Origin of the sequence: Pseudomonas sp. MIACH, from assembly GCF_001269925.1 — a bacterium.
GTDB lineage: Bacteria > Pseudomonadota > Gammaproteobacteria > Pseudomonadales > Pseudomonadaceae > Aquipseudomonas.
This window is the reverse complement of record NZ_LHVO01000032.1, coordinates 17,028-32,980: the sequence shown is the minus strand read 5'-3', so window position 1 is coordinate 32,980 and position 15,953 is coordinate 17,028. Positions and strand designations below refer to the sequence as shown.

The 15,953-nt window shown below is 57.9% G+C and carries 17 protein-coding genes and 1 pseudogene; 12 read left to right on the top strand and 6 right to left on the bottom strand.

Going from position 1 to position 15,953, the window contains the following annotated elements:
• Window positions 1–387 (bottom strand): annotated as a pseudogene (locus AD670_RS31455) (colicin transporter); the annotation flags it as partial.
• Between the two features lie 330 nt (window positions 388–717).
• Between AD670_RS31455 and AD670_RS31450 the strand changes: the two are divergent.
• The 5 genes from AD670_RS31450 to AD670_RS13150 all read left to right on the top strand — a co-directional run bounded on the left by AD670_RS31450 (window position 718) and on the right by AD670_RS13150 (window position 4,027).
• Window positions 718–1,032, top strand: coding sequence for a hypothetical protein (locus AD670_RS31450; protein WP_156338230.1), 315 nt, complete (start codon window positions 718–720; stop codon window positions 1,030–1,032).
• Window positions 1,033–1,076: 44 nt separating this feature from the next.
• A complete protein-coding gene (locus AD670_RS30905; protein WP_082340970.1) occupies window positions 1,077–1,478 on the top strand; it encodes a GFA family protein in 402 nt (133 codons plus the stop codon).
• 115 nt (window positions 1,479–1,593) lie between these two features.
• The gene (locus tag AD670_RS31975) at window positions 1,594–2,133 is read left to right on the top strand and encodes an AAA family ATPase (RefSeq protein ID WP_082340969.1); all 540 of its coding nucleotides are present in this window, start codon (window positions 1,594–1,596) and stop codon (window positions 2,131–2,133) included.
• 257 nt (window positions 2,134–2,390) lie between these two features.
• On the top strand, window positions 2,391–2,801 hold the full coding sequence (locus tag AD670_RS13155) for an ASCH domain-containing protein (RefSeq protein WP_053132668.1): 411 nt from the start codon (window positions 2,391–2,393) through the stop codon (window positions 2,799–2,801).
• Window positions 2,802–3,466: 665 nt separating this feature from the next.
• Window positions 3,467–4,027: a hypothetical protein gene (locus tag AD670_RS13150; protein WP_082340968.1), complete on the top strand. Its 561-nt coding sequence runs from the start codon at window positions 3,467–3,469 to the stop codon at window positions 4,025–4,027.
• Window positions 4,028–4,120: 93 nt separating this feature from the next.
• Here AD670_RS13150 and AD670_RS13145 read toward each other — a convergent pair whose 3' ends face one another.
• From AD670_RS13145 to AD670_RS13135, 3 genes are all read right to left on the bottom strand, one after another.
• The gene (locus AD670_RS13145; RefSeq protein ID WP_053132657.1) at window positions 4,121–4,459 is read right to left on the bottom strand and encodes a hypothetical protein; all 339 of its coding nucleotides are present in this window, start codon (window positions 4,457–4,459) and stop codon (window positions 4,121–4,123) included.
• A 133-nt stretch (window positions 4,460–4,592) separates the two neighbouring features.
• The gene (locus tag AD670_RS13140) at window positions 4,593–4,928 is read right to left on the bottom strand and encodes a DUF6124 family protein (RefSeq protein WP_053132653.1); all 336 of its coding nucleotides are present in this window, start codon (window positions 4,926–4,928) and stop codon (window positions 4,593–4,595) included.
• 443 nt (window positions 4,929–5,371) lie between these two features.
• Window positions 5,372–6,307, bottom strand: coding sequence for an alpha/beta fold hydrolase (locus tag AD670_RS13135; RefSeq protein ID WP_053132646.1), 936 nt, complete (start codon window positions 6,305–6,307; stop codon window positions 5,372–5,374).
• Window positions 6,308–6,403: 96 nt separating this feature from the next.
• Here AD670_RS13135 and AD670_RS13130 point away from each other — a divergent pair, with 96 nt between their 5' ends.
• The 4 genes from AD670_RS13130 (at window position 6,404) to AD670_RS13115 (ending at window position 8,458) form a co-directional block, all read left to right on the top strand.
• A complete protein-coding gene (locus tag AD670_RS13130) occupies window positions 6,404–6,985 on the top strand; it encodes an ABATE domain-containing protein (protein ID WP_053132643.1) in 582 nt (193 codons plus the stop codon).
• Between the two features lie 93 nt (window positions 6,986–7,078).
• Window positions 7,079–7,585, top strand: a complete 507-nt coding sequence (gene msrA, locus AD670_RS13125) for a peptide-methionine (S)-S-oxide reductase MsrA (RefSeq protein WP_053132641.1) — start codon at window positions 7,079–7,081, stop codon at window positions 7,583–7,585.
• Window positions 7,586–7,723: 138 nt separating this feature from the next.
• On the top strand, window positions 7,724–8,203 hold the full coding sequence (locus AD670_RS13120; protein ID WP_053132636.1) for a hypothetical protein: 480 nt from the start codon (window positions 7,724–7,726) through the stop codon (window positions 8,201–8,203).
• 12 nt (window positions 8,204–8,215) lie between these two features.
• Window positions 8,216–8,458, top strand: a complete 243-nt coding sequence (locus AD670_RS13115; protein WP_053132633.1) for a hypothetical protein — start codon at window positions 8,216–8,218, stop codon at window positions 8,456–8,458.
• A 509-nt stretch (window positions 8,459–8,967) separates the two neighbouring features.
• Here the strand turns inward: AD670_RS13115 and gudD are convergent.
• Both gudD and AD670_RS13105 read right to left on the bottom strand, forming a co-directional pair.
• Complete coding sequence (gene gudD, locus AD670_RS13110; protein WP_053132631.1) at window positions 8,968–10,293, bottom strand: glucarate dehydratase; 1,326 nt, start codon at window positions 10,291–10,293, stop codon at window positions 8,968–8,970.
• A 19-nt stretch (window positions 10,294–10,312) separates the two neighbouring features.
• Window positions 10,313–11,674, bottom strand: a complete 1,362-nt coding sequence (locus tag AD670_RS13105; protein WP_053132628.1) for an MFS transporter — start codon at window positions 11,672–11,674, stop codon at window positions 10,313–10,315.
• Between the two features lie 424 nt (window positions 11,675–12,098).
• Between AD670_RS13105 and AD670_RS13100 the strand changes: the two genes are divergently transcribed.
• The 3 genes from AD670_RS13100 to AD670_RS13090 all read left to right on the top strand — a co-directional run bounded on the left by AD670_RS13100 (window position 12,099) and on the right by AD670_RS13090 (window position 15,915).
• The gene (locus AD670_RS13100; protein WP_053132626.1) at window positions 12,099–12,809 is read left to right on the top strand and encodes a FadR/GntR family transcriptional regulator; all 711 of its coding nucleotides are present in this window, start codon (window positions 12,099–12,101) and stop codon (window positions 12,807–12,809) included.
• 14 nt (window positions 12,810–12,823) lie between these two features.
• The gene (locus AD670_RS13095) at window positions 12,824–13,519 is read left to right on the top strand and encodes a tRNA (adenine(22)-N(1))-methyltransferase TrmK (protein ID WP_053132624.1); all 696 of its coding nucleotides are present in this window, start codon (window positions 12,824–12,826) and stop codon (window positions 13,517–13,519) included.
• 338 nt (window positions 13,520–13,857) lie between these two features.
• On the top strand, window positions 13,858–15,915 hold the full coding sequence (locus AD670_RS13090; protein WP_053132621.1) for a methyl-accepting chemotaxis protein: 2,058 nt from the start codon (window positions 13,858–13,860) through the stop codon (window positions 15,913–15,915).
• The last annotated feature ends 38 nt before the right edge of the window (window positions 15,916–15,953 follow it).

Sequence of the window (15,953 nt, the reverse complement as noted above, 5' to 3'; positions counted from 1 at the left end):
AAGCTCTATCATTTTAATCTGAAGAAGGTTATCTATTAGAGCCTTTTCAGCATTCAATCCTCCCAGAGACAAATCACCTCCCTGTGCAATGGACTCGTTTATTTCAGCATCAAGTTGAGCGGGTAAATTAGGCATGTACGCTGTGTATGCATCTTTGATTCTTTGTTCCGACTCCGTCGCTATAATAATAATAGGAACTACAGAGCTATCTTGATAAAGATTAATACCGAGGTCGGTCAATTTAGTGCCCGGTACATAATCTTTATTCCATGTGCCTGGTCTCGGTACATACCCTCCGCCGGGCACAATCGGCGGCACCACAGGAGGTGGAAGCGGATCTGGTGTGACGATGATAGGGGGTAGCTCAATTCCATTTGTTGTAGACATTAAAATCTCCATGCGACCTGGCATTATTTAGAAATGCACAAATCGTAAATTTCAGTAGACCAAAAGCAGGCCGTGTCCTGCTTGTCTTCATAGACACCAGGCACATACACTGTACATAAAACCAGTAAGTCGCACAACGATAAAAATGCATTTACGCATATTATGACTTGTAAATCGTTTTAAATCATAAGCTTATTATCTAAAAGGCATGCTCCAATGCATTTTTCTGCGCCTTGACGTGGCTCTGGCTCATCAGGAAGGCCAACACTGTTATTGCCAACGCAGGATTGACCCAGTTACCGAAATTTCACTGACCCAGGCTCTTACAATGTGAACCACTACCAACGCTGGATTTTGCCATCGGTGGTGGGTCAGCGTAGCATCGGCCACTGGGTCAATTCGTCGTCAGCGCCAACATTGAGCGGCTGCTTCTGGCCGATTCTGTTGAAAAAGCCGGTCATCCAAAGCTGCCTGATCATCGACCGGCGAAAACGCCTTTTTTACACGCTGCTATTTAAAATCCGCTTCTGGACACCTCAGCCGAAAGTAAAAGATTTCAACGTCGGGCGCGTACTTTTCAGCTGCGGAAACCGTGGCCGACTGTTTTCAACAGAATCGGCCAATAGCCGTCGCTCGACTGATTAGATAGGTAGGGCTACGCTGGCACTTTTGCATGTACGGAAGAGCGTATGACAGAGGTGTACCAAGGAAGCTGTTTATGTGCCGCCGTCAGTTATGAGCTATCCACCACACCGAAAGCAGTGACTCATTGTCATTGCAGCCAGTGTCGCAAAGGTCATGGGGCGGCATTTGCTTCTTACGGCAGTGTTCCGCGTAGCGCGCTGCAAATACTTAGCGGCTCCATCCATATCAAATCCTTTGCTTCTTCAGCGACGGTATCACGCGAGTTCTGCGTGCTGTGTGGTTCGGCCTTGTTCTGGTCACGGTCTCAGGGCGAGTTTGCCAGTTGGGTTTCAATAGCACTGGGTACGCTCGATACGCCCTTCTTGCCTCGAAAGCAGAAACACGCTCATCTCGACTCCGCAGCCCACTGGTACATTCCAACCCACCCGTGCCCTCCAGTTGATTGAAGTCTTCTGGGCGAAAGCTGTCTGTCGCTATGCCCCCTTGTTGTTGACCGATATAGGCATTGACGTAAAATCCCCACCCCCAAAAAATCAGCTTGAATAGCGAGAAGGTGCTTCGATGCAACGGGTGATGATTGTTGGTCAACCTGGGTCTGGAAAAAGCACTTTGGCGCGTAAGCTTGGTCAGCTCACTGGCTTGCCGGTCGTTCATATCGACACCATCCACTGGCAGCCAGGTTGGATAGAACGAAGCCGGGACGAGAAGACGCAGCTTTGTCTCGACGTCGAGGCCCGTGATTGCTGGATATTCGAAGGTGGTCATTCGGCCACTTGGGGCAACCGGATGGCCCGTGCAGATCTTTTGATATGGATTGATCGTTCGGCGACGCTTCGATTCTTGCGCGTACTGCGCAGAACGCTGCTCCAACGCGGTCAGTCTCGGCCTGACTTGCCGCATAACTGTCCTGAACTGCTGGCGAACCTGCCGGAGTTTTTTAGATTCATGTGGCAGACGAAAAGATCAGCGCGCGCAAAAATGCAGCAACTCGCCGCAACTGCGCCATCAACGTGCCGCGTGGTTTATCTGCGGTCTAATCGGGACACTAGGATTTTTCTCGCGAGCATTGGACATTCGACTGGCCAGACTCCGCGGGACTGATCGAGGGACCGTCAGATTTTTTGTGCGCAGGCCGGTCCTCTCCGGCCAAAAAAGCCCCCCATCAGTTGCCTCGAATGCTACTTTTGCCTGGATCTAAAAGATTCGGTCACCTACCAAAGAGTTTACGTGTAATACCTGGTCCGAAGAGCCGACGTTGGATTCGGATAAAGAATTTCAGCAACTGAGTTTCGCATAGGCCTTGACGATTTATGAATGCCAGCGCTATAGCCAATAATATGGTTTGACGGGATTTAGTTATGAGCATAATTGATGATTTAGAAATTACGTACCCAGGGGCCATTGCATGGTCATTTGGGGATACTCCAGAAATGGCAGATGAGCTGGCTGAGCTTGTTGCTAAAGGAATAAAAACGGCTAGCTGTAGCTCGCTCTCGTCATTCAAGCATGAAGATAAGTCACCCACTATTGGTGGTTACAGCATTATTCTCAACAGTAAGGACGAACCTGTATGTGTCGTTAGAGTCATTTCGATGCGCATAATTCGTTACTGCGACGTAGATCAAGATCTTGCAAGGAAGGAAGGTGAAGGGGATCTCAGCCTCAGTTACTGGATGCAGGGTCATAAAGATTTTTTCCAAAGAGAGGGCTCATTCGACGAGTCTATGGAGCTTGTGGCAGAGGAATTTGAGTTGGTGGAGGTAATGTAAAATACAACCTCCCTGGCCAAATATCCCAAGCATACAAATGCTTGGGATGGCTGTTTTTTATCTGGTGTTAATATCCGCTTTAAGTCGGAAATGGCCCTTCACCGTTGGCGGTTGTTGGCGAGTGAAAATTTTCATTCTGTCTCGCCATGACGCTTCAGTCGAATCGGCGGAATGTGAACTCTCAACGTGCTCAATCTGGAAGGTAGCAAGGCCAAAGAAATCGTGAGTCGTCGTAAAGGGGTCACAACGACTCTGCGATCTATTGATTGATGGAGGATTAACTACCCGTACCACCACCAACCCTTCTATTTCCAATGTTCTGAAGGACGGCTACAGGCTAAACACTGTCGGTCGTCACGCTGAGGTGTGGCAATGCGCTTCAAAATAGGTGTCGCTTTGAGGGTAACGGCCGCTCGATATCCTTCCATAAACAGCACAGCCTCCGATTGGCGGGCGCTGTAGATTAAGCCCGATCGTGTATTACGCACCTGCACAATGGGCGCGACGAGACGACAGTGCGTGAAGATAAAGTTCAGCGGCGTAGTGCCGATACATTGACGACTGTCGCTACGCGCTCAGGGGATCGCTAACGAAAACCTTTAGGGCGTGGGGAGTCATGGCTGGAACGTTAATTACACTTAATCATTAGACATATGGAAGCCATAATGAAACGGATTGAGCGGGACTTCGTTACGCTGTTTAACTACCTCTGGTACAAGGATTTTCCGGTTACTGAAACAGTCGGCTTGGCGAACCGGGCCAATTGGACGATTCATATGGGCCTCGTAATTCGGCAATGTGCCAGCCTGCTGGGCGCACGGGCGCTTTTCGAATCGGGCGGGCGTACCGATGCGGTGGTGCAGTACGCTGAAAAGGATATTTTGACCTTCGTGGAGTGGGAGTGGAAGCGTGCCCACACGGACATCAACGAAATCGAAAAGCTGTATAGCAAGGCCGGTCAGGCAGCCTTTCAGACGTTCATTGGCTATAGCCGTGTAGAGGACATTCAAAAGGCTCTGGACCAAACGTTGAACAAATGGATCGATGCTAAAAGCCCCTTGATTTATTTTCTTATTACCTACGATGTGGTTAAAGGCAACCGTCACTTCGTTGATCTTGTGACCTACCAATTTACAAAAAACCGCTGCAAGAAAATACGCAGTCAGCCGGCGCTACCCTGGATGGTGAATCGCAAGAAGTTCATCGACGCTGAGGAAAACACATAAAGCCTAAAAGGCTTCGGAACTGTTGCCGATCAGCATTTCCCTGCTGGCCTCATCGGCAATTCCGTGCGACGTGGTGGAGGGCCGAATGGGTTCTCACCACAGCAGCGCTTCAACTTCGTCGTACTTATCTGCCAACTTGAGGAAGGTGTTCGCCCAGCCACTGCTGAGGCTGAGTTCTTGCAGTGGGCCGGTGACGGTGAACAGAACCGCCATATCCAGCCTGTTGGGCAAACCCCCTGATTTGAGCACGCTGATCAAGCCCAGCAATTCCCCCTTCGCTTGTGCCTCGTCTTCCCAGCTTGACCAGCAGAAATCGTTGTCCGGAAGACCGATCAGTTCTATCGCGGCTTCGAGGACGTGGATGAGGCTCTCAATCGGCGCCTCACGATTGATTCCTTCTTGAAGCAATTGCCGTGCACGGCCCACATTCATTGGGGCTGCCCTTCACTGTGGATGGAAGGTCAACAGCATAGAGAAGATCGGGCGCCGGCCATAGATGCAAGAAGTCGCCGGGTCTTTTTTGCATGGGCTGAGCCGACTCGGCGACCTTTTGTGAGTGACGCGTCTAGTTAGCGGTCTCGCGCGTCATCAACTTATCCATCAGCAACACTCCCAACTCGCTGAGTTGGTGAGTCGCCAACGCCACATCCTGCTGCTTCCCCGTCAGCTCATCCGACAGGTCAAGCAACAACGCGTTAACCGAAGAAAAGGTCTCATAGCTGTTGGCAATCAGCACTTCACTGCTGGCATCGTCCGCAACGCTGAACAGCGTAGTCGAAGGTGGAGGAGGCGGCCCTGGCGGTTCGGCGCGTGCGTTGAAGTAGTGATCAATCGCACGATGCGCCGCCTGATTAGGCTTCAGGTCTGGACCGCTTGGAGGATTCGGCGTGACTTTGAACATGTGTGTTGTACCTGTTTTAGGGCCAACACCGTTTCGCTACTAAACGAGAGGGTGGCGGCTGTACGCAGGTTAGTAGACCGGGGAAACACACAAAGCCGGCGCGCCCGAGGGCGCCCTGCGCACAGCCACCATCAAGTACAGACAAGAACATCTGATCGATGAGGCTCATGCACTTTATGTTGTCACTCGGGCTACTAAACCCGATCACTGAGTTGTCAGCGACCGGGCCACCTTAGAGACGCCCACTCAAGCGCACAAGCCGGCGGATTCTGACGCAACTGTAGGCAATGGAGCAAGGCGCTGCGGCTTGCTGTAGGACATGTCCACAACGTAGGAGCAAGCGTGCTCGCGAAGAATCTTGGAGCGCTGCGGGAAACCAGAGTCGCGGCGTTATCGTTGACGTTTTTCGCGAGCAAGCTCGCTCCTACATACGGTTACGTTGATTACTGGAGGTTCTTGTCCAGGAACGCCCGTATAACCGGAATGATCTCCTTGCCATGGGTTTCCAGCGCAAAGTGCCCGGTGTCATAAAAACGAATATCCGCCTTGGGAATATCGCGCTTCCACGCCTCGGCGCCGGCCGGCAGGAAGAATGGGTCGTTCTTGCCCCACACCGCGAGCAGCGGTGGCTGGTACTGGCGGAAGTACGATTGGAAGGCCGGGTACATCGCTACGTTGGAGGCGTAGTCCAGCACCAGGTCGAGCTGGATGTCGGCATTGCCTGGCCGGGATATTTGCAGCCCTTCCAGCGTGTATCCATCGGGTGACACCGAGCTTTTGTCGGCCACGCCTTCCAGGTACTGCCACTTGATCGAGGCGGGGGTTGGGAAGTCGCGCAGGGCTTCACGGTTTTGTTGGGTCGGGGCGTGCCAGTAGCGTTGGATAGGGGCCCAGCCGGCGCCCAGGCCTTCTTCGTAGGCGTTGCCATTTTGGGAAATGATCGCGGTCACTCGCTCCGGATGGGCGACGGCCATGCGCCAGCCTACGGGGGCGCCGTAGTCGTGGACCATCAGCGCGTATTTATCGAGTTTGAGCTGTTCGGTGAACTGGCCGATGGTCTTGGCCAGTTGGCTGAAGGTGTAGGCGTATTCGCCGCGTGGTGGGGCTTCGGTGAAGCCAAATGCCGGCAGGTCCGGCGCGATGACGTGGTAGCGGTCGGCAAGCTCGGGCATGAGTTCGCGGAACATGAAGGATGAGCCGGCGAAGCCGTGCAGCAGCAACACGGTCGGCGCGCTGGGGTCGCCCGCCTCGCGGTAGAACACCTTCACGTCGCCGACCTGCTCGTAGCGGTAATGCACTGTGTTGTCTGCATGGGCCGCGCCGCTGATCAGCAAAGAGGCGGTGAGCCCGGCAGCGGCAATGGCGTTGGATGAGGTCATGATGTGGCTTCCTGTGTAACCGTTAAAGTTGGTGTTTGAAGGTTATGCCTGGATTTGGTAACCTGTCAAACATATTTTATTGGTTACAGGCCTCCCATGAATCCGAACAGCACTGCTTCAGGCGCACTTTTTCTGGCTGACAACCTTGCCCTCGATTTCATCAACTCCGAGTATGGGGTGGGTGATCAGCGCCATGACTGCTTCGTCGATGATCACAGCGTTATGAGCTGGCTGACCCAAGCGGGGCTGTTGCCCCAGCACGTTGACCCGAAGGTGCCGAGTGGGCTGCTGGCCCTCGCTCGCACGCTCCGCGCGAGTTCACGGGCGGTGGTGAATGCGGCAATGACAGGCGTTCCCGTCGATCTCGCGGTGATCAACCAGGTGCTTGAAGCGGGGCGCCCGGTGAGCAGGCTGGAATGGGCGCAGGAGACGAAGGCATTTCGGCTTGCCACGCATCCTCGGGACAGCAGCCCGGCCAGCCTGCTTGGGCCGGTGGCCGAGTCGCTGGTGGGCTTGGTCACGAACGATAAGTTTGAATTTGTCCGGCAGTGCGAGGCCCACGATTGCGTGCTGTTGTTCCATGACCTGAGCAAATCACACCGCCGCCGCTGGTGCAGCATGGCGACCTGCGGCAACCGGATGAAGGTCGCGGCGTTTCGTTCCAGGAATAAACCTTGAGTCGATAGGGGGGCAGTTTTCTTTGATTGAACTTGGTATTGCCCAGCATTGCCCCATAACTACTCCTGTCTCCATTAACCGCAAGGACAGACCATGACCAACCCAACCGAAACCGCCATCCTCGCCGGCGGCTGCTTCTGGGGCATGCAAGACCTGTTGCGCCGCTACCCCGGCGTGCTGCACACGCGAGTCGGCTACACCGGTGGCGATGTGCCGAACGCCACCTACCGCAACCATGGCAACCATGCTGAAGCGATTGAGATCGTGTTTGACCCGGCGGTGATTTCCTACCGGCAGATCCTTGAGTTCTTTTTCCAGATCCATGACCCCAGCACGCCGAATCGGCAGGGCAATGATCTGGGGCCAAGCTATCGTTCGGCGATTTACTACCTGAGCGAACAGCAAAGGGATATTGCCGAAGATACTGCGGCTGACGTGGATGCCTCCAAGCTGTGGCCGGGACGTGTGGTCACGGAAATTGAACCCGCCAGGGAGTTTTGGGAGGCGGAGCCGGAGCATCAGGACTATCTGGAGCGGATACCGAACGGGTATACCTGCCACTTCATCCGGCCGAATTGGAAGTTGCCCAAGCGGGCGTGAGCGTGAGTAGCGGCGGGGGGAAAGGTCGCGACAGGGGAGGTCGGCCTGCCCCCCGTTTCCTCATTTCGTTTCTTTTGCCTTGAATCCACTGCCCGCCTTCTAGAGAATCCCCGCCTTTGGCTCGAAAGGATGCGTGCGATGAAGTTCGAAGGGACTTTCCAATACATGGGCAATCACGGGATCGTGTTCAACGTCTCGCAGATCACCCTCACCGACAGCGAACGCGGACGCCTGCGCGAGCTGCATTTTGGTGAGGCGAAAAGTGCCCACTACGAGGTCAACAGCAAGGTCGTCGAGGTGTACGACAAGATGTTGGCCAAGAGCCTACCGTGCGTGATGATGATCGGCATCTCCAAGCCACTGACGCGGCAACAGGGCGACGCCCTCAATGCCGAGCGCACCAAGATCGCTAACCTGGCCGCCAGTGCCTTCGCTGGCGCCACTTCTGCTGTGGCTTCCCCTTACGTGGGTGTTCCTGTTGGCGCGGGTGTGCGCATGTATGCCAATGAAATTCTGCCCACCTATCATGCCGGCGACGTACTGGTCAGCATCGAAGCGCAGGTCAGCGGCGGCATCGGCCCGCAACGCAGCGCCTCGACACTGATCATCAAGACCTGACGGGAGAAGCATATGTCTGACATTACCCAGCTGGTCCTGGCCCTGGCGCTGTTTTTTCTGCTCGATCGGTTTGTTAAACCGTACCTGCTTCGCACGTGGCTGGGGGGGCTGCTGGTGGTGGCGGGGGTGGTCGGCTGCGTGGCGGCGAGCCAGGTCCGTCCATGGGGGGCTGATCTGGGGTTGCTGTCGATCTTTGCGGTGGCGCTGGGGGTGGGGTTGTTCCTGAAGCGGCGGCGGTTCGAGCGAGTTGGTTGAAGGGGGCTGCTCATTAACCATTTTGGTTTTTAGGCTTAAGTCGTGTGACGGCCGTGTCGGCGTGTTTTAACGCGTGGGTGTCACGCGGTTTCAAGTCTTACCCTTCCTGGGTTGAGTTCTCCTGATCGAGAACGGCTCGCATTTTACGTAAAGTGAAGCGGCTGTGTAGGACGTTTCTTTGGGCTTCATCTCTATCGTCTGTGCGGCCGTCATCGCGGGCAAGCCCTCTCCCACATTCTGGCGATGCGCGGATGTTGAAGCAACGGCATGACATAGCGCCGTTGTTTGATCGGTGTTGCAGGAAAGTGTGGTTGAGCGAGGCTGCGGTAGGATCGAGCGACCACAATCCTTGAGAAATAAGAAGGACCCCTGTGGGAGGGGGCTTGCTCCCGATAGCGGAGTGTCAGTCGATACCTGTCTGGCTGACACACCGCAATCGGGAGCAAGCCCCCTCCCACATTGGATTGATTGTGTTCTGGAGACCGAGCCGCCCCCGGAAACCAGCGTCCTCAGCGCACCAGGCAAGGCTGCTTGTTGTTATAGCGCCACCCCGGAATCAAGAACTGCATCGCCACGCTGTCATCCCGTGCGCCGAGGCCCATGCCTTTGTACAGTTCGTGGGCCTTGGCCACGGCGTCCATGTCGATGTCCACGCCCAGGCCGGGCTTGGCGGGGACCTTCACATAACCGCCTTCGATGTTCAGCGGTTCGCGGGTCAGGCGCTGGCCGTCCTGCCAGATCCAGTGGGTGTCGATGGCGGTGATGTCGCCCGGGGCGGCGGCGGCCACTTGGGTGAACATGGCCAGGGAAATATCGAAGTGGTTGTTGGAGTGCGAGCCCCAGGTCAGGCCCCACTCATGGCACATCTGCGCCACGCGCACCGAGCCTTGCATCGTCCAGAAGTGCGGGTCGGCCAGGGGGATGTCTACCGATTGCAGTTGGATCGCGTGGCCCATTTCGCGCCAGTCGGTGGCGATCATATTGGTGGCGGTTTTCAGGCCCGTGGCGCGGCGGAATTCGGCCATGACTTCGCGGCCCGAGTAGCCGTTTTCGGCGCCGCACGGGTCTTCGGCGTAGGCGAGCACGTGGTGCTGGTCGCGGCACAGGCGGATGGCTTCTTTCAATGACCAGGCGCCGTTCGGGTCGAGGGTGATGCGCGCATCGGGGAAGCGCTCGGCCAGGGCGGTGACGGCTTCGATCTCTGCATCGCCGCTCAATACGCCGCCCTTGAGCTTGAAGTCGTTGAAGCCGTATTTGGCTTTGGCAGCTTCGGCCAGGCGCACTACGACCTCGCTGGTCAGGGCGGTTTCATGGCGCAGGCGGAACCACTCGTCATCGCTGTCGGCCTCGTTGCGGTAGGCCAGGTCGGTGGCGCTGCGGTCACCGACGTAGAACAGGTAGCCGAGCATTTTCACCGCATCACGCTGCTGGCCTTCGCCGAGCAAGGCGGCCACCGGCACTTCGAGGAACTGACCCAGCAGGTCGAGCAGGGCGGCTTCCATGGCGGTGACGGCATGGATGGTGATGCGCAGGTCGAAGGTTTGCAGGCCGCGGCCGGCCGAATCCCGTGAGGCAAAGGTGCTGCGCATCTGGTTGAGGATGCGCTGGTACTGGCCGATGGGTTGGCCGATCACCAGGCTGCGGGCGTCTTCCAGGGTTTCGCGGATGCGTTCGCCACCGGGCACTTCACCGACGCCGGTGTTGCCCGAGCTGTCCTTGAGAATCACGATGTTGCGGGTAAAAAAAGGCCCATGGGCGCCGCTCAGGTTGAGCAGCATGCTGTCGTGGCCGGCGACGGGGATGACCTGGAAATGGGTGACGACGGGCGTATTCATGGCAAGTTCCTGTATAGGCTCAAAGAGTTTTGCTGAGGGCGGCGCTCGTTGGCGTCACGCTTGGCGACGTCAACGCGGCAGAGGGGGCGGTCTTGGCAAAGAACACCAGGATCGCGGCGAGCACCGACGTGCCGGCCAAACCGTAGAGGCCGCCCTGGATCGAACCGGTGGTCTGCTCCAGGAAGCCAAAAGTGGTCGGCGCAACGAAGCCACCCAGGTTGCCGATGGAGTTGATCAAGGCGATCACGGCAGCGGCGATACGCGCATCCAGGTAGCCCTGTGGGATCGGCCAGAACAGCGACGACGCCGACTTGAACCCAATGGCCGCAAAGCAGATCGCCACGAACGCGAAGATCGGCCCGCCGGTGGTGGACATGAACATGCCCGCTGCCGCAATCAACAGCGCTGCCGCCACCCACGCCTGTTGGAACTTGAATTTGCCCGACAGCGTCGCGAAGGCGTACATGGCGATGATCGAGATCAGCCACGGGATCGAGTTGAAGAAGCCCACCTGCACATCGCTGAGGTCACCCATCTTCTTGATGATGCTCGGCAGCCAGAACGTCGCCGCGTAGATCGTCAGTTGGATGCAAAAGTACAGGGCGCAAAACAGCAGGATCTGGCGGTCCTTGAGCAGCTTGCCGAGGGTGGGTTTGATGCCGCCCACGGCTTCACGATCGCGCTGTTCCTGGTCGATGGCGTTGACCAATGCGTCCTGTTCTTCGCGGGTCATCCATTTGGCGTCGTGGGGCTTGGAGTCGAGCCAGAACCACACGAAGAAACCGATCACCACCGAGGCCAGGCCTTCGATGGCGAACATCCATTGCCAGCCGTGAAAGCCAAACCCTTCGATCTGCAGCAGTGCGCCTGACAGCGGGCCGGAAATCAACGAGGCCACCGCCGAGCCACTGAGGAAAATCGCGATGGCTTTACCGCGCTCAACCCCCGGTAGCCAGCGCGTGAAGTAGTAGATCACCCCAGGGAAGAAACCGGCTTCGGCCACGCCCAGCAGAAAGCGCAGGATGTAGAAGTGGGTTTCGTTCTGGATGAACGCCATCAGCGTGGCGACGATGCCCCAGGTGAACATGATGCGGGTCAGCCAAATGCGCGCGCCGACCTTTTGCAGCAGCATGTTGGAGGGCACTTCAAAGAGGGCGTAGCCGATGAAGAACAGCCCGGCACCGAAGCCATAGGCGGCAGCGCCGATGCCCAGGTCATGTTCCATGTGCGTACGCACAAAGCCGATATTGACCCGGTCGATGTAGTTGAGGATGAACATGATCACGAACAGTGGGAGCACATGGCCCTTCACTTTTCTCACGGCTTGCGCGAGGACCGAATCACTGTCTGGTGCGGCAGATGCATGGCTTGAATTGTTCACAATTCAAAACTCCCCCTGATTATTTTTATGCGGGTTTGCGTGTCTTGTTGATAGACATCATACAAGTGCTTTTCTGGGGTCCGCAATCTGACGATGAAGTTTTTGTGTTTATAAAGGCCAGGTTTTAGTGCTTTTTTGGTTATTTTACGGGGCTAGGTTGTGTTTTAAACAAGGTTGAGAAGGCTTTTGGAACGGGTGGGGTGGGTGTCGATAAATGTTGGTTGTCATACAAGCTGGGCATTTTTTACTCGTCCCCCAACCTGTAGGAGCGAGCTTGCTCGCGAAAAACGTCAACGATAATGCAGACATCCTGGATAAACGCAGCGCCCTCAGGTTTTTCGCGAGCAAGCTCGCTCCTACAGTGGGGTTACGCCGTGGGGCGGGATGTTAAGCTCGCTCCTGCCCAGCCCCGTGGATTCGTAATATGCCCATTGAAAACGGCCCTCCCGTCCGTAGACGTTCTACCAACCTGGCCCAAGGCGTACTCGACGCCCTGACCCAGCGCATCCTGCTCGGCCAGTTGAAACCGGGTGAAAAACTGCCGTCCGAATCCACCATCGTGCGTGAGCATGGGGTGAGCCGTACCGTGGTGCGCGAGGCGCTCTCCAAGTTGCAAGCCTCGGGGCTGGTGGAGACGCGTCACGGCATCGGCACCTTTGTGTTGGAACAACAGGCCCAGCAAGGCTTGCGCCTGCATGTGGACACCGTCGCCAGCGTGCGCAACATGCTGGAACTGCGCCTGGGTCTGGAGGTGCAGGCCGTGGCGCTGGCCGCCGTGCGCAGGACCGATGCGCAGCTTGCCCACATGCGCGCAGCCCTGGACGACTACCAGGCCTCGCTGGCCAACAACGACAGCTGCGTGGAAGAGGACAAACGTTTCCACCAACTCATCGCCGAAGCCACCGGCAATACCTTCTTCACCGAGATCATGCTGCACCTGGGCAATGCGATGATTCCGCGTACCCAAGTGAAAGGCGCCGAACGTGGCGGGGCGGACTTTGCCAAGCTCGGGCAATTGGCGAACCTGGAGCATGAGGCGATCTTCAACGCGATCAAGCGCCAGGACCCGGACGCGGCGCGGGCGGCGATGGTGTTGCATCTGACCAACAGCCGGGATCGATTTTCCGGCGAATAAAAAAGGAACACAGGTTGAACGAACACACCTTGTCCATGCGCCTGGAACGCGTGGCAGCGCATGTGCCGATGGGCGCACGGTTGGCCGATATCGGCTCGGACCACGCTTACCTGCCGGTAGCCTTGATGCGCCGTGGCGTGATCGCGGCGGCTGTGGCGGGTGAGGTGGCGACCACGCCGTTCCGGGCGGCTGAACGCACCGTGGTTGATAACGGTCTGGAGCAGCACATCACGGTGCGCCTGGCCGATGGGTTGGCGGCGATACAGCCGGCAGACGCGATCACCGCGATCAGCGTCTGCGGCATGGGCGGCGAGACGATCCGCGACATCCTCGACAGCGGCAAGGCCTGCCTCAACGGTCGCGAACGCCTGATCCTGCAACCGAACGGCGGCGAGCAACCGTTGCGCCTATGGTTGATGAACAACGGCTACCGCATCGTCAGTGAAGAGCTGCTGCGGGAAAACCGTTTCTACTACGAAATCATCGTTGCCGAACGTGCCACGCCGGTGAGCTACAGCGCCGAACAGCTGTACTTCGGCCCCTTGCAGATGCAGGCCCGTAGCCCCGTGTTCCTCGCCAAGTGGCAGCGCATGCTGCGCCAGAAACACAAGACCCTGGCCAGTCTTGAGCAGGCCCGGCAGACGGTCCCGGAGGAGAAGCTGCAGGACATTGCACGTCAGGCCCGATGGATTGCCGCGTTACTGGCCTGATGGTGTTTCATCCAATGTGATATCTCACGCGTCCTGCCCTTCAAGTTCTCCCCGTGTGCGGCCGATACGATGCCTGTGATTGAGGGCGTTTTGGAACGCACCTCGGGCAGTCGTCTCCGGCGGTGACAGCGCCTGTGTCGATACTGAGTGCTTTTGCCCCATTTTCGAGCATGCGATGGGGGTCGTTCGTGCGCCGCGCGCCCTGTTTCGGGGCTTGGCGTCAGCGGCCCGTATCTTGCTAGATCCTTTCCAATCAATGACATGGCATTTTGCTTTCATTCATTTCAAGGCTTCGCCCTGCGGTGCGCCGGGTGGGTTGTTTTTGGGAGTGGTCGGACATGCACAGCCTTTTATCACCCGGTATCCGCCTGCTCGGACGTTTTGGCTTCGCGCGTAAATTCCAGATTCTGTTTTTCCTGTTCATGCTGCCCCTGGCCGGAAGCCTGTGGATGATCGGCCAGGACTATCGCGACAAATTAAGCGTGATTTCCACCGAGCAGTCCGGCCTTCGCCAACTGTTGGCCCTGGACGCGCTGGACGGCCAGTTGACCGCCCAACGTAACCTGGCGGCGCGCTGGAAGGCGGCGGACATCCTGCACGCCCCAACGCCAGCGGCGAAGGCGGCGATGGATAAGGTCGATGCCAATTTCCCGGTGATCCTGCAAAGCCTGCAAGCTCTCGGTGATGCTTTGAAAACCCAGAACGCCGGCGCTGACGTCATGGCTCGCTTCGAGGCGTTACAGGCCACGGTCAAGGGCATGGACTCGGCGTCCCTGCGCACCGTGGGGTGGTGGCCGGATGGCTACGACCGCTTCACCGCCGCGCTGACGGCGATGCAGGCCCTGCGCGAACAAATCACCCTCGACGCCGGCCTGATCCTCGACCCCTGGTTGGAAACCTACATGCTCATGCAGATGGGCACCCAGCAAACGCCCGACCTGATCGAGCGCATCGGTCGCATGGCCAGTGTCGGGCAGTCCTCGATTTCTTCGGGGCAGTTCACCTTGCAGAGCCGTTTGCAGATGCGCGACCTGCGCAGCCGCATCGGCGATGCGCGGGATCAACTGGTCAAGGCTGCGGCTTCGCTCAAGGCCAAGCAATACGCCGGGATGGAACCGTGGACAGCGCAATACGACACCAGCCTGCAGTTGTTGGATAACGAACTCAAAGTGCTCGACGACGGCGTGTTCGGCGGCAGCATCAAGCTGGATACAGCCGGTTTCGAGCGCAGTATCGACGCCATGCTCACCTCGCTTGGCGCGTTGCGTGTTCAGTCGCTGACGTCCATGGATACGCGCCTGGACTACTACCACGAACACGCGAACACGCAATTCATACCGATGGCGGCGACGTTCAGCCTGTTGGCGTTGGCGGCGTTGTACCTGTTCATGTGCCTGCAAGCGTCCATCCGGCGCAGCGCCAGTGGCATTACCACGCTGGCCGAGTCCCTGCGCGACGGCAACCTGTGCGTGGCGGTGACGGTGGAAGGGCGCGACGAACTCGCGGCCATCAGTACCGCGCTGAACGTCGCGGTGGTGCAATTGCGCACCAGCCTACTCGGCGTCAACCACGAGACCCAGCAGCTCGGCTCGGCGGTGCTCACCCTTAATTCGCAATCGGGCAGCACCCTCAGCGAAGTCGAGGACCAGCAGCACCAGATCAGCCAGATCGCCGCCGCCGCCACCGAACTGGCGGCCACGTCCATGGGCGTCGCGCGCAGCTGCGAACAAGCCTCGGGCAGCGCCCAGCAAACCCGGCGCATCGCCGAAGACAGCAGCCGCGACAGCCAGCGCACCACCGCCAGCATCCAGCAGCTCAACCAGCGCCTGACCGACACGTCGGACGCTTTGCAGCAGGTCAGCCAGCAAGGCCAGCAGATTCAATCGGTGGTCGACACCATTCGCGGCATCGCCGAGCAGACCAACCTGCTGGCGCTCAACGCAGCCATCGAAGCCGCCCGCGCAGGCGAGCAGGGCCGGGGCTTTGCGGTGGTCGCCGATGAAGTGCGCAGCTTGTCGCAACGCACCCAGGCATCAACAGCGCAGATCGCCGGCACCGTCGACAGCCTGCGCGCCACGGTGAGCCAGGCGGTGACGCTGATGGGCGCCGCGTGCGAGCAGGCGTTGACCGATGCCGAGTCCGTCACCGGCTTGGGCACGCGCCTGGGCGAGATTGCTGGCGCGGTGCAGAACGTCACCGACACCCTGGCGCAAATCGCCACCGCGGTGGAGGAGCAGGCAGCGACTGCGGATGAAGTCAGCGGCAATATCCAACAAGTCGACCAGGCCGCCGGACGCCTGCTCGACGGCGCACGCGCGGTAAACCGTGCGGCGGACACCTTGAGCAAGGGCAGCCAGGCGCTGAGTGATAACACCGCACGGTTTCGCCTGAGCTGAGGTCTGTAGATCCTGAAGATCCAACCCTGTGGGAGGCG

Coding starts and splice junctions, on each gene's coding strand:
- gudD (WP_053132631.1), bottom strand. CDS start 10,293: ATGAATACGCCCGTCGTCACCCATTTCCAGGTCATCCCCGTCGCCGGC.
- AD670_RS13150 (WP_082340968.1), top strand. CDS start 3,467: ATGAAACGGATTGAGCGGGACTTCGTTACGCTGTTTAACTACCTCTGG.
- AD670_RS31975 (WP_082340969.1), top strand. CDS start 1,594: ATGCAACGGGTGATGATTGTTGGTCAACCTGGGTCTGGAAAAAGCACT.
- AD670_RS13090 (WP_053132621.1), top strand. CDS start 13,858: ATGCACAGCCTTTTATCACCCGGTATCCGCCTGCTCGGACGTTTTGGC.
- AD670_RS30905 (WP_082340970.1), top strand. CDS start 1,077: ATGACAGAGGTGTACCAAGGAAGCTGTTTATGTGCCGCCGTCAGTTAT.
- AD670_RS13100 (WP_053132626.1), top strand. CDS start 12,099: ATGCCCATTGAAAACGGCCCTCCCGTCCGTAGACGTTCTACCAACCTG.
- AD670_RS13145 (WP_053132657.1), bottom strand. CDS start 4,459: ATGAATGTGGGCCGTGCACGGCAATTGCTTCAAGAAGGAATCAATCGT.
- AD670_RS13130 (WP_053132643.1), top strand. CDS start 6,404: ATGAATCCGAACAGCACTGCTTCAGGCGCACTTTTTCTGGCTGACAAC.
- msrA (WP_053132641.1), top strand. CDS start 7,079: ATGACCAACCCAACCGAAACCGCCATCCTCGCCGGCGGCTGCTTCTGG.
- AD670_RS13140 (WP_053132653.1), bottom strand. CDS start 4,928: ATGTTCAAAGTCACGCCGAATCCTCCAAGCGGTCCAGACCTGAAGCCT.
- AD670_RS13120 (WP_053132636.1), top strand. CDS start 7,724: ATGAAGTTCGAAGGGACTTTCCAATACATGGGCAATCACGGGATCGTG.
- AD670_RS13115 (WP_053132633.1), top strand. CDS start 8,216: ATGTCTGACATTACCCAGCTGGTCCTGGCCCTGGCGCTGTTTTTTCTG.
- AD670_RS13135 (WP_053132646.1), bottom strand. CDS start 6,307: ATGACCTCATCCAACGCCATTGCCGCTGCCGGGCTCACCGCCTCTTTG.
- AD670_RS13155 (WP_053132668.1), top strand. CDS start 2,391: ATGAGCATAATTGATGATTTAGAAATTACGTACCCAGGGGCCATTGCA.